The organism is Moritella yayanosii, assembly GCF_900465055.1.
Classification (GTDB): Bacteria; Pseudomonadota; Gammaproteobacteria; order Enterobacterales; family Moritellaceae; genus Moritella; species Moritella yayanosii.
Genome location: NZ_LS483250.1, coordinates 2102031 through 2114268 on the forward strand (window position 1 = coordinate 2102031; position 12238 = coordinate 2114268).

Consider the following 12238-nt stretch of genomic DNA (forward strand, 5'->3'; position numbering starts at 1 on the left):
TCGCCTTTTTTATTATTTAACAGGGAAATTAACCAACTTGTTAAAGTTAACCATCTTAATTAAATCGTTAACCAACTTAATTCCATATTCCCACCCCGATTCAGTAAAAAAAAAGACAAACCGAAGTTTGTCTTTTTTATTATCTGAACCTGAATTTATAAAACTCAGCTACAACCAAAATTAGTCGTTATACGCTTCAATTGGAGGACATGAGCAGAATAAGTTACGGTCGCCATACACATCATCAATGCGGTTTACAGTAGGCCAGAACTTGTCTTTCTTCACGTAAGGTGCAGGGTAAACTGCCGTTTCACGGTCATAAACACGATCCCAGTTAGCGTCAACAATATCAGCCAATGTATGTGGTGCGTGATGGAGTGGGCTTTGTTCTGCAGTCCACTCACCCGATTCAACTTTCGCAATCTCAGCACGGATGCTGGTCATTGCTTCGATGAAGCGATCTAATTCCGCTTTAGACTCTGATTCAGTTGGCTCAATCATCAGCGTACCCGCTACTGGGAAGCTCATTGTTGGCGCGTGGAAACCATAATCCATGAGACGTTTAGCCACATCAGACTCGGTGATACCCGTGATTTCTTTAAGTGGGCGTAAATCAATGATGCACTCGTGAGCAACACGATCATTACGGCCTTTATAAAGCACTGGGAACAGTGGGTCTAAGTTTTTTGCTAGGTAGTTAGCATTTAAGATAGCTGTCTGTGTAGAGCGTTTCAGACCTGCTGTACCTAACATGTTGATGTACATCCACGTGATAGGCAAGATGCTTGCGCTACCGAACGGTGCAGCAGATACCGCACCGTTGTGACGGCTTTCTTTACCTGTGTCAGCAACAGAGTGACCAGCAACAAAGGGGGCAAGGTGCGCTTTAACGCCGATAGGACCCATACCTGGACCACCGCCACCGTGTGGGATAGCGAATGTTTTGTGTAAGTTAAGGTGAGAAACATCAGAACCCATAGAACCCGGAGATGTTAATGCTACCTGTGCATTCATGTTCGCGCCGTCCATGTAAACCTGGCCGCCGTTGTCATGAATGATCTGACAGATTTCTTTAATCGATTCTTCGTATACACCGTGAGTCGATGGGTACGTGATCATGATGCAAGAAAGGTTGTCTTTTAGCTCTTCCGCTTTTTCACGTAAGTCTGCAACATCAACGTTACCGTTTTCATCACACTTAGTGACCACCACTTTCAGACCCGCCATTTGCGCTGATGCAGGGTTAGTACCGTGCGCAGAGCTAGGGATCAGACAGATGTTACGGTGCGATTCACCTTTCGATTCATGGTATTTGTGAATGGCTAATAGACCCGCGTATTCACCTTGCGCACCCGAGTTAGGTTGCATACAAATTGAATCATAACCGGTGATGCTAATTAACCAGTCTTCTAACAGGTCAATCATCACTTTATAACCAACCGCTTGATCTGCTGGGCAGAACGGGTGCATGTTGCTAAATTCAGGCCAGGTTACTGGGATCATCTCGGCAACTGCATTCAGTTTCATGGTACAAGAGCCTAATGAAATCATTGAATGGTTAAGGGCTAAATCTTTATTTTCCAATGATTTAATATAACGCATCATTTCTGTTTCAGAATGGTGCGTATTAAATACTGGATGAGTTAGGAATGCCGACTCACGCTCAAGTTCAGCGGGGATAGACGTGCTACCGATTGCTGCTAATTCAGCTTCGAGTGCGTCAATCGTAATACCGTGGTTATCGCCCAGTAATACGTCAAATAACGTCGCTAAATCAGCTTGAGTCATGGTTTCATCGATGCTGATACCCACTTGATGTTCAGCGTCAAGACGGAAGTTAATGCCCGCTGCTAATGCGCGCGTAACAACTTTCTCTTTGTTATCCAGCAACTCGTTGTCGAGTTTAACGGTGATGGTATCGAACCAAGTATTGTTGACGAGGCTTAGACCGCCTTTAACAACACCCGCGGCTAATAAATCAGTAAAACGGTGTACACGCTTAGCAATATCTTTTAGGCCTTCTGGACCGTGATAGGCGGCGTAGAAACCAGCCATGTTCGCCAGTAATACCTGTGCAGTACAAATGTTTGAGTTAGCTTTTTCACGGCGGATGTGTTGCTCGCGCGTTTGCATTGCCATACGTAATGCTGGTTTACCATGGGTGTCTTTAGAAACACCAATGATACGGCCCGGCATAGAACGCTTATGTTTGTCACACGTAGCGAAGAATGCCGCATGTGGACCGCCATAACCCATTGGTACACCAAAGCGTTGTGAACTACCGAACGCGATATCAGCGCCCAGTTCCGCCGGTGATTTAACTAAGGTAAGTGCTAATAGATCAGCGCCGACTGCAACCACACCTTTTTTCGCTTGGATTGCCGCGATGATGCCGCTAATGTCTGTTAGTTCGCCGTTAGTGCCAGGATACTGTAGTACCGCACCAAACAAGTTATGCTCAGGCGCTGTTTCTGCAGGGCCTTGAATAATAGTGAAACCGAAGTGCTCCGCACGTTCGATCATCACGTCAGCTACTTGTGGGTGTACGCTGTCGGCGATAAAGAAATTATCACATTTTTTATTTTTAGAAACACGCTTACACATTGCCATTGCTTCAGCAGCTGCTGTTGCTTCGTCAAGTAATGATGCGCTTGCTAAGTCCATGCCGGTTAGATCACACGTCATGGTTTGGAAGTTTAGTAATGCTTCTAAACGTCCTTGAGCAATTTCTGGTTGGTAAGGCGTATATGCCGTGTACCAGCCTGGATTTTCGAATACGTTACGTAAGATAACATTCGGCACGTTGGTACCATAATAGCCCATACCAATGTAGCTTTTATTTACTGTGTTCTTTGCTGCGATGGCTTTTAATTCTTGCAGTGCGGCAACTTCAGATAACTGATGGCCAGCAACAATATCTTCTGCCAATAGGATTGAGCTGGGTACTGTTTGTTGAATAAGGTCTTCTAAAGAGTCAGCGCCAACTTTCGTTAACATCGCTTTAGTTTCTGCTTCGCAAGGACCAATGTGGCGACGGGCGAAATTATCAATCTGCTCTAACTGGGCAAGTGGGGTATGGGTTTTCATGCAATTCCCTGTATTTTATACTATTAACTATTACGAAAATAAATAAGTACTAAAAAAAACCCCGAGGCTAGCTCAGGGTTTCAACAACAATTAGTCTTCGATTGACTCAGCATAGCCAGCCGCGTCAAGTAGCGCTGCGAGTTCGCTTTCGTCAGACGCTTTCACGCGGAACAACCAGCCTTCGCCGAATGCATCCGAGTTTACTAACTCTGGCGAGTCTTCTAATTCTTCATTGATTGCGACAATTTCACCACTGATTGGGGCGTAGATGTCTGATGCCGCTTTAACAGATTCGCCTACTGCGCAATCTTCGCCAGCAGTGATTTCATCACCTACGTCTGGTAAATCAATGAATACCATGTCACCTAAAAGGCCTTGCGCATGGTCAGAAATACCGACAGTGTAAGTACCGTCACCTTCGTTACGAACCCATTCGTGCGAAGATGCATATTTTAATTCAGCTGGGATATTACTCATTGTTGAAACTTCCTTTTGTCTTTTACTTAAATGATTATGTTGTTATTTGGTCGCACTAAACTAGTTTTTTACCATTACGAACGAACGCTGGTTTAGTTACGGCAACAGTCACAAGCTTTTTACGTATTTCAACTTCAGCCGTGTCACCGATTGATGCTGGTACGCGTGCAAATGCAACACTAAAACCCAGTGTTGGTGAGAAGCTACCACTGGTGATGACGCCTTCACATGCTTCGCCTGCTGCGTTAGTGAATACGACTTTTTGACCAGTACGTAATACACCTTTCGCTTCAAGTACTAAACCAACAAGTTTGTCAGTGCCTGCTGCTTTTTGAGCAGTTAGCGCTGCGCGACCGATAAAGTCACGTTCTTGTGGTTCCCAAGCAATTGTCCAGCCCATGTTAGCGGCTAGCGGCGATACAGTTTCATCCATATCTAAACCATAAAGGTTCATGCCGGCTTCTAGACGTAGTGTGTCACGTGCGCCTAGACCTGCTGGTTGTACACCTGCGTCCACAAGTTTCTGCCATAAATCGCAAGCTTGGTCTTGTGGAACCACTATTTCATAACCTGCTTCACCGGTATAACCCGTTGTCGCAATAAACAAACTACCCGATTGTACACCAAAGAATGGCTTCATACCTTCAACCGCGGCGTTTTGCTCAGCGGTGAATACAGTAGCGGCTTTTTCTTTGGCTTTCGGGCCCTGTACTGCAATCATTGACAGTTCAGGTAATTCAGTCACTTCAACAGCGAATTCTGCAGCTTGTTTGTTGATCCATGCTAAATCTTTAACACGAGTCGCTGAGTTAACCACTAGGCGGTAATATTCATCATTGAAGAAGTAAACGATAAGGTCATCAATAACCCCACCATCTTGTTGTAACATTCCGGTATATAGCGCTTTACCAGAAACAGTTAATTTTGCCACATCATTGGCAAGTAAATAACGTAAGAACGGCTTAGCGTCAGCGCCTTTGATATCAACGATAGTCATGTGTGACACATCGAACATACCCGCATCTTCGCGGACAGCATTATGTTCAGCAATCTGGGAACCGTAATTGATTGGCATATCCCAACCATGAAAGTCCACCATTTTCGCCCCTGCTTCTACGTGCTTCGGGAACAGTACTGTTTGTTGAGCCATTCTATAATTCCTTTAATTGACAGTTATTAATCAAGACTTTGGGATCAAGTAAAATTGCTTTTTGCTTTTGTATAAAATAGTCATGTAAAGCCTATTACATGACTATAATTCGATTATACCCTTAGATAGCATTCGTTAAAAATCATTTAAAGAATAGAAAATCTAATGGTTAAGAAAATAATAATGCGGATGAGGTTAACACTTAAACCGTGGAAAGAGTTATTTGAGGGGGGTAATGACGTAGTAGATCACAAAAATACTGGATTAGGCAGTTGGTTTTACCAAGTAGGAACTATGTTAACAATGATTACGCTGCTGCAATGTTTAAAAGTAACCCTAATAACATTAGAACAACTAATATAAATAGGGTGTTTACATTAGTTATTCTCATTAATAGTGTCTCCAAACAGCTGGACTAATTACACTATTAAACAATTAACAGTGATCAGCTTAACGACTACTGTTTAGTTTAGCCAGTTCAGGTAACTCACCATCCAAGCCCATGGCACGTTTAATAAAGCTTTGCTTTAGCCCAGGTAATGTATTGGATAAGGTTAAGCCAATATCCCGGAAAATACGTTTCGCCGGATGACCACCACTAAATAATCGCTTTAACCCTTCCATGCTTGAGATCATCACCGCCGCTTCGGCTTTACGCCAGCGCTCAAATTTACGCAGATGGGCATGGGTGCCGATATCTTTGTTGGCGCGATGATTTTCTAATACACACTGCGCCAAACTCGCCGCATCTAACAAACCCAGATTTACGCCCTGCCCTGCTAATGGGTGAATGGTATGCGCCGCATCGCCAATCAATGCCACCCGATCGCTAGCAAAGCTACGAGCATAACGCATTTTAAGTGGGAATGCCTGACGCTGACCTTCAATTTTACACAGTCCTAAACGACCATCAAACGCCACGGTCAGTTGTTTGTTGAACTCAGCGTCGTCCATTGCTAACAGTTCGGTGGCTCGATCAGGTGGTAATGACCACACGATTGAACACAGATCCGGTTGCCATAACGGTAAAAACGCGAGTGGCCCTTCTGGATTAAAGATCTGACGCGCACAAGATTGATGTGGTTCAACAGTACGGATATTCGCGACGATAGCATGGTGATTATAATCCCAGGTCGTCAGCGGAATATCCACTTGTGCACGCGTCCATGAATTAGCACCATCTGCACCAACAATCAGTTTCGCGTACACGGGTTCTTGATCTTCTAAGGTTAACCAAGCAGCATCACCGCTGCGGGTTAATTTACGAATACGGGTACCGGTTAATAAGGTAATGTTACTGGCTGTTTCGATTTGTTCTAACAGCGCTAATTGGATCACTTTGTTTTCAACTAAATGACCTAAGGTATCTGTCATTAGTCCGTCGCCGTCAAATTCGATATGCCCAAAGCCATTACGATCCCAAACTTGCATGGCGTTGTACGCTTGATAACGGCGGCTTTCGATACCGGTCCAGGCATCTAAATTTTGTAATATGTTTTGGCTGGCACGACTCAGTGCACTGATGCGTAATTCAGGTGCATCACCTAATTCGCGATCAAATTCATTACCTTCGATAACCACGATCTTAAGGGTGGTTTCCTTCAATGCTGCAGCAAAAGCAAGACCAACCATGCCACCACCAACAACCGCAATATCATAAGATTGCATATAACATCCTAATTTTGATCTCTTAAAATAACTTGAACGCGCCAAGTGCTTGACGTGCTAATGCGCGTTTACATTCTGGTTTATGACCCATGATATGTAGGGCTAAATTACGCCCTGCCACCAGCGGTGCATAATTATTAGCAAACAAGGTCGCTAACGAGGTCGTCATCCAAATAGTGGTTTGGTGATCGCCTTTACGCTTGTGCCAGTAGCCTTTGGTAACGGCTTGATTGCCGACATCCTGGTCGTTTAAAAAGGCTTGTTCAATTTGATGATGTAATACGGCCACGTCACGTAAACCCAGGTTATAACCTTGACCCGCAATCGGGTGTAATGCATGCGCCGCGTTCCCAACGACGATACTACGATGTTGGGTTGGCTCTAGCGCTTCGGTTAATAGCAGCGGATATGAAAAACGTTGACCGGTTTTGGTGAACTTACCTAAACGATAGCCAAAACGCTGTTGTAAACGCGATAAAAACGCCTCATCACTCAATGCCATAATCGCATCCACTTCATCAGAACGCACTGACCATACTAACGAACTGCGTTGATCTGACATCGGTAACAGTGCCAACGGACCGCTGTCAGTAAAACGCTCAAAGGCTTTGCCTTCGTGTAGTTTACTGGTGGTGACATTGGCAATAATCGCGGTTTGTTCAAAATCAGTCACTTCAATTGGCACATTGGTTAACTGGCGTACCATTGAATTGTTACCATCGGCACCGACCAATAACTTACAGCGTATTTGCTGACCATCATCGAGGGTTAGGTCGATATAATTCACTTGACGATCGAGGCTGACTAACTGATTTGGGCAATACCAGTTGATATTGTTAATCTCAGCGAGACCTTGTTGGAATATATGCCCAGCGGTTTGCAGTTCGATCACTTGGCCTAATGCGGGCAAGTTGTATTCGCTGTGATCAAGACGGGTAATACCCCAGTGACCACGATCAGAAACATGAATGTGTTTGATCGCTGTCGCTGTGGGTGCGATCTTATGCCACAGCTTAAACTGAGTTAAGATCTTCTGTGAACCATAAGATAATGCAATCACACGCGCGTCAAACCCAGGGTGGTTACTGGTCGTAGGCGGATTGGCATCAATTAACGCTATCGATAATTGACGGCCATCTTGGTGTTGTATTTGGCTTAGCGCGTGTGCAAGTGTCGCACCGACCATGCCGGCACCCACAATTGCAATATCATATTCAACCACTGACATTTCGATCCTAACAAGTTATTGGAATTAAAAAACGATGACACTATAACAAAATCGCACAACGACAAACAATACAGACCGCGTCTTAAACTAGATGCGGCTAACCTTCAAATCGCGTTTCGATTGGTAGATAAGCTAAAAAGCCTTGTTGTAAGTGATCAAACTGCGCTTTACCCACCAAAATTTCGGTCGAGTTTAACCCTTGCGTCATCTCGGGTTCTGCGGTAATCGCTTCGTCGACACCGGCTTTTGCCGCTAATAATGTCCACGCATACGCCTGTAATTTATCGGTTTTCACACCTTCACCACGGTAATACATCACCGCTATGTTCTGCCATGCTTGGGTATAACCTTGCTGCGCGGCTTTGTTATACCAACTAAATGCAACGGTTTGATCTTGGAAACAACCGGAGCCCTGATCCAACATACTCGCCAGATTATACTGCGCTTGTACTAGACCCTGTTCTGCCGCTTGTTCAAAATAGCTAAACGCCAATACCGCATTTGGCTTACCTAATTGACCCTGCAATTGTAATAACGCCAGATTAAATAACGACTCTGGGTGGCCACAATCGGCGGCACGTTGATAACAACTCACCGCTTGGTTTAAATAAGTTTGCTTACCATCACCTTGTTCATACTGTAGGGCCAATAAATACAGGGCCATGACCACACCTTCATCGGCTTGTGCACGACAAAATTCGAAGGCTTGCTGTGGATTAGTATAAGCATGGTAAGTTTGACTAAACTGCGTATTACGCACTGCATGCTGTTCGCGGGTAAACGCCGTTTCGGGCCAAACGACGGCTGCAGAGGCACTTGCTCTCTTACTCAATTTCGCCGTTAATTTGTTTATTAAAGACATAACACACTCCTTGTCCTATCCACTTAAACCTACCTATAACCTCATCGCTGCAATTGCGTCGATAAGTCTCCATTTAGGTAAACGTTAATACACGCAATATAATCTTAGCCAGCATTAATATCATAACGAGCCAAGGTTATATTGCGCTTGCGATAAATTAATGCAGTACTGGTATTTTTTTAATGTCACCACAGTCACTTAATTCATTGAAGCAATACGTAGCGCCCATACGTACGTATTCGACGAGCTCGTAAAAAGCTTCTTCCGCTTCGTTACTGTCATCTTCGGTATCAAGGTCGAGTTGCGCAATACTGGCGAAGTCAGCAATCAATTCTTTCACCTCATCACTGGCATTGGTTGATGTAGAATGCACCATGCCAAAACCACCAAGAAAACCTTGCAGCCATTCAGTTAATGCTTCCATACGCGATTCTAACGATTGATCCATATCTGGGATCAACAATTCAAAACCTAACGTCATGTCTTCCAATGCAGCTTCGCTAGCGTTATATATGTCCGCGAATACTGCTTCCAATGAATCTGGAATACCTAAACCTTCGTTCATAAGTTGATCAAACGGTTCTAACCAGGCTTTGTTGTCTAGCTTAACGCCACCACATAATAAACCACAGATAACACCGTGCACATCGGCAGGGTGCACTAATAAATCACTGTGTTGTAGCTGCGTATTCACGTCAGCAAAAAGAGGAAGTTTAACTTTATCCATGCGAGGACCTTACCAATAGATTAATGTATTTAGAATAATGGGGCCTATATTAGCATTTCGCCCAGATCAAGACCATAGCCAAGCAAATGCGAGTCCGATTTGCCCAGTTCTTGATCATAACCAGGTAACTCTTGATCATAACATTGCAGTTTCAGCCAACGTCCTAACTTAACAATATCGGTTTGCTTAGCGCGGGATTTTTTATACACAAAATAAAAGTTATCTCCGGTTAAGATCTCGTGCATGGGGATCCGCACCAGATTATGCTGGCGGTCTTGATCATTCATTAAGTAGTGATTTAACAACGTGATACCTTGGTCATAACGTGCTGCTTCCGCCGCCATTAACATATGACTAAAATAGTGTACGGTGGCAGTTTTCGGTAGGGTAAATCCCCCTAATTCACACCAACGCTGCCAATCCTCTCCGAGTGCACTATCGGGATAAATCGACTGTACCGATAATAATGGATACTGCCATAACGCATCGGGTAGCGGTTGATCTTGGATCTGTTGCCAGAGTTTTTTACCGCACACCGGATATAAACGCTCGGCATATAAAAACTGACTGACAAAATTACGTTTCGGTGGATTCACGGTAATAAAACAATCCGCCACTTGATCACTGCAGTCAGGTTCATCCGCCACCATGTTTAATGACAGATCAATTTCGGGGTATTGCTGACGTAAGTTATCCAATCGCGGGATCAACCACTTTACCGCCAATGAGCTGTATAAGGCTAAGCGGATCTTGCCGGACTTACCTTCTCGGATCTGCTGACTGGCGGTAGAGATATTCGCCAGTGATTGGCTGACTTCTTCATAATAACGCTCACCCATTTCCGTCATTGACAAGGGTCGACCTTTACGGTTAAACATCGATTCCCCCAGATACTCTTCTAACTGACGCACCTGATGGCTGACCGCACTTTGGGTGATATTAAGTTGATCAGCCGCTTTGGAAAAACTGTTAAAACGGGCAACCGCTTCAAAACATTGTAACGCACGTAACGGCGGCAGTTTCATTATTAGCTCAGCTCATACTAAAAATATATTTATCATTATACTTCATCATAGCATTTGGAATATGCTAGCCATATCACACTTTTTATCTTTCACTACCCGCCTTGTTGGCTGTTTATTTAGCGCTTTATTTGGCTATTTATAACTTTTATTACTGTATCTTTTTATTGTAGGAACTCACCATGCCAAAAATGACTGTCGGTTTAGCCATGACCTTGCTAATTATAGGTAACATTATTGCCGTTTTTTCTGATGCCTTAGTGAAGACGTTATCAGACGATACCGCCATTTATCAATTTGTGTTTTTCCGACAACTGACTGCGGTACTGCTACTTATCCCATTTTGTTTAACCAGCAGCAGAAAAAGTTTCGTTAACGGGTTGAAATGGCACGCGGTACGTGGGCATATTTGGCTGCTTGGCGCGGTATTCATGGTTTACTCGCTCAATGCGATGCCATTGGCCACTGCCAATGCCATCTTTTATGCCGCACCATTAATCATGTTGCCAATGGCGATGCTGTGGTTCCAAGAGAAACTCACCATACCTTCTGTCGCCACGGGTATATTAGGCTTTGTTGGCGTATTAATTGTGGTCCGTCCAACCGAAATTGATTGGGCCGCAATGGCAGCGCTCGTTGTGGCGTTTACGTTGGCGGCAAATAATTTATTGATCCGTAAACTGCCAAAAAACCAGACGGTGTTTCAAACACTACTGTTAACTAATTTAGTGGGGATGCCAGCATCATTAGGCTTAACGGTATGGGAAGGTAAGCCGTGGGACTTTGCACCATTATTAACCGCGGCTGGGTCGACACTGTTTATCCTTATCTATGCCGGTTTTTGTGTGTTGGCTTATCGTTCTGGCGAAGCAAGTAAAATTGCCAGTGCTGAATACAGTGGGTTAATTGGCGCTGTGGTTGTCGGTCTTATCTGGTTTGATGAAATTCCAGATATTGGCATGGCAATTGGCACCGCCTTTATTATTCTGCCGTTATTGTGGTTAGCAAAAGTGGAAGCGAAAAATAAACGTTTGGCAAAACAAGCTAACGCAGAACCAACCAAAGCTCCGCAAGCAGTCGATAACAGCTTGGCAAAACCAATCTTAGCGACCAACATCACAGGCGAATAAACACCCGTAACTGACACCTAAAACGGTCAACAGCCACTATGCATACGTGATCGCGGTCAAATCACTCGGGGAATCAGTGTGAAATAGTTAACCGTCACGTCTATTTTTTCCCGTAAATCCCCGTATTTTATACCAATTAATCCATACCAACCACTAAAATCCATACTAAGCTGTTGGATTTATGGGCAAGTTGATTAATCTCGATCCGCAACTCAAAATTTCAATTAGATAAGCCCTTGCAATGCTCACAATTGCGAGATATAGTCAGTTCAGACATATCAGCCAAGGTGCTTGATATAGCCCTTGTAGCCAGATAACTTAGAGTATAAACATGAGTACAACTGCGGTTGATATTTCAATATTGGGTCGCCACTTTAAAGTCGGAAGTCCAAGTGAAGAAATTGATGAACTTCATCACACAGCGGCTGCACTGAACAATAAGTTAGAAGAAATAAAAGCGAAGACTAATATCAAAAGTTTAGAGCAATTAGCTGTCATGGCGGCGTTAAATTTTTGCCATGAACTTCGTCAAGAACGCCATAAAATAACAGAATATACAAATACCGTAGATGATCGCATTCAATTGTTACAAGACACCATTGAACGTGCTTTAATCAATAATAAGGTTGATAAAGAACCGTCTGCAGTATAACCAAATAATCCTGGGGTGATTGGTGTGCGGGTTAAGTCCCTGAGCCGATAATCACATTTTAGGCGCCCATTCCTGTTACTATTGTGCATGCTCAGATCATACTGAGAAGCCTGAGGTAATAGCTTGGAGAGCCGACCTGAACCTTCGGGTTCAGGACTAAACCTTGTAGCCGCACCCTGGGGCCCATTTCTTGTGTTAACGTCAATCAATTACCGAATTTAACAAGTATGGATCT

Annotated in this window: 10 protein-coding genes and 1 other RNA gene; 3 read left to right on the forward strand and 8 right to left on the reverse strand. The window is 44.0% G+C overall.

Features of this window, described 5'->3' with window-relative positions:
• Nucleotides 1-180: 180 nt before the first annotated feature.
• The 8 genes from gcvP to MORIYA_RS09685 all read right to left on the reverse strand — a co-directional run bounded on the left by gcvP (nucleotide 181) and on the right by MORIYA_RS09685 (nucleotide 10224).
• Entirely contained in the window at nucleotides 181-3087 is a 2907-nt protein-coding gene (gene gcvP, locus MORIYA_RS09645) for an aminomethyl-transferring glycine dehydrogenase (RefSeq protein WP_112714714.1), read from the reverse strand.
• Between the two features lie 90 nt (nucleotides 3088-3177).
• On the reverse strand, nucleotides 3178-3564 hold the full coding sequence (gene gcvH / locus MORIYA_RS09650; protein ID WP_112714716.1) for a glycine cleavage system protein GcvH: 387 nt from the start codon (nucleotides 3562-3564) through the stop codon (nucleotides 3178-3180).
• 55 nt (nucleotides 3565-3619) lie between these two features.
• Entirely contained in the window at nucleotides 3620-4714 is a 1095-nt protein-coding gene (gene gcvT, locus MORIYA_RS09655) for a glycine cleavage system aminomethyltransferase GcvT (protein ID WP_112714718.1), read from the reverse strand.
• 450 nt (nucleotides 4715-5164) lie between these two features.
• Nucleotides 5165-6382: an FAD-dependent 2-octaprenylphenol hydroxylase gene (locus tag MORIYA_RS09665; RefSeq protein WP_112714722.1), complete on the reverse strand. Its 1218-nt coding sequence runs from the start codon at nucleotides 6380-6382 to the stop codon at nucleotides 5165-5167.
• A 22-nt stretch (nucleotides 6383-6404) separates the two neighbouring features.
• Nucleotides 6405-7610 carry a 2-octaprenyl-6-methoxyphenyl hydroxylase gene (ubiH, locus tag MORIYA_RS09670; RefSeq protein ID WP_112714724.1) on the reverse strand — a complete coding sequence of 402 codons (1206 nt, stop codon included), beginning with the start codon at nucleotides 7608-7610 and terminating at the stop codon, nucleotides 6405-6407.
• Between the two features lie 97 nt (nucleotides 7611-7707).
• Complete coding sequence (locus tag MORIYA_RS09675) at nucleotides 7708-8472, reverse strand: tetratricopeptide repeat protein (RefSeq protein WP_112714726.1); 765 nt, start codon at nucleotides 8470-8472, stop codon at nucleotides 7708-7710.
• A 157-nt stretch (nucleotides 8473-8629) separates the two neighbouring features.
• Nucleotides 8630-9199 (reverse strand): UPF0149 family protein, encoded by a 570-nt coding sequence (locus tag MORIYA_RS09680; RefSeq protein WP_112714728.1) that lies wholly within the window; start codon nucleotides 9197-9199, stop codon nucleotides 8630-8632.
• A gap of 44 nt (nucleotides 9200-9243) precedes the next feature.
• The gene (locus MORIYA_RS09685) at nucleotides 9244-10224 is read right to left on the reverse strand and encodes a LysR substrate-binding domain-containing protein (RefSeq protein ID WP_112714730.1); all 981 of its coding nucleotides are present in this window, start codon (nucleotides 10222-10224) and stop codon (nucleotides 9244-9246) included.
• A gap of 179 nt (nucleotides 10225-10403) precedes the next feature.
• Between MORIYA_RS09685 and MORIYA_RS09690 the strand changes: the two genes are divergently transcribed.
• The 3 genes from MORIYA_RS09690 to ssrS all read left to right on the forward strand — a co-directional run bounded on the left by MORIYA_RS09690 (nucleotide 10404) and on the right by ssrS (nucleotide 12190).
• Entirely contained in the window at nucleotides 10404-11351 is a 948-nt protein-coding gene (locus MORIYA_RS09690) for a DMT family transporter (RefSeq protein WP_112714732.1), read from the forward strand.
• A gap of 331 nt (nucleotides 11352-11682) precedes the next feature.
• A complete protein-coding gene (gene zapA / locus MORIYA_RS09695) occupies nucleotides 11683-12003 on the forward strand; it encodes a cell division protein ZapA (RefSeq protein WP_112714734.1) in 321 nt (106 codons plus the stop codon).
• Between the two features lie 4 nt (nucleotides 12004-12007).
• A non-coding RNA gene (gene ssrS, locus MORIYA_RS09700) (6S RNA) lies at nucleotides 12008-12190 on the forward strand.
• Nucleotides 12191-12238 lie beyond the last annotated feature (48 nt).

Excerpts from the sequence above, each read along its gene's own strand:
- gcvP (WP_112714714.1), bottom strand. The coding sequence starts at position 3,087 with ATGAAAACCCATACCCCACTTGCCCAGTTAGAGCAGATTGATAATTTC.
- gcvH (WP_112714716.1), bottom strand. The coding sequence starts at position 3,564 with ATGAGTAATATCCCAGCTGAATTAAAATATGCATCTTCGCACGAATGG.
- gcvT (WP_112714718.1), bottom strand. The coding sequence starts at position 4,714 with ATGGCTCAACAAACAGTACTGTTCCCGAAGCACGTAGAAGCAGGGGCG.
- MORIYA_RS09665 (WP_112714722.1), bottom strand. The coding sequence starts at position 6,382 with ATGCAATCTTATGATATTGCGGTTGTTGGTGGTGGCATGGTTGGTCTT.
- ubiH (WP_112714724.1), bottom strand. The coding sequence starts at position 7,610 with ATGTCAGTGGTTGAATATGATATTGCAATTGTGGGTGCCGGCATGGTC.
- MORIYA_RS09675 (WP_112714726.1), bottom strand. The coding sequence starts at position 8,472 with ATGTCTTTAATAAACAAATTAACGGCGAAATTGAGTAAGAGAGCAAGT.
- MORIYA_RS09680 (WP_112714728.1), bottom strand. The coding sequence starts at position 9,199 with ATGGATAAAGTTAAACTTCCTCTTTTTGCTGACGTGAATACGCAGCTA.
- MORIYA_RS09685 (WP_112714730.1), bottom strand. The coding sequence starts at position 10,224 with ATGAAACTGCCGCCGTTACGTGCGTTACAATGTTTTGAAGCGGTTGCC.
- MORIYA_RS09690 (WP_112714732.1), top strand. The coding sequence starts at position 10,404 with ATGCCAAAAATGACTGTCGGTTTAGCCATGACCTTGCTAATTATAGGT.
- zapA (WP_112714734.1), top strand. The coding sequence starts at position 11,683 with ATGAGTACAACTGCGGTTGATATTTCAATATTGGGTCGCCACTTTAAA.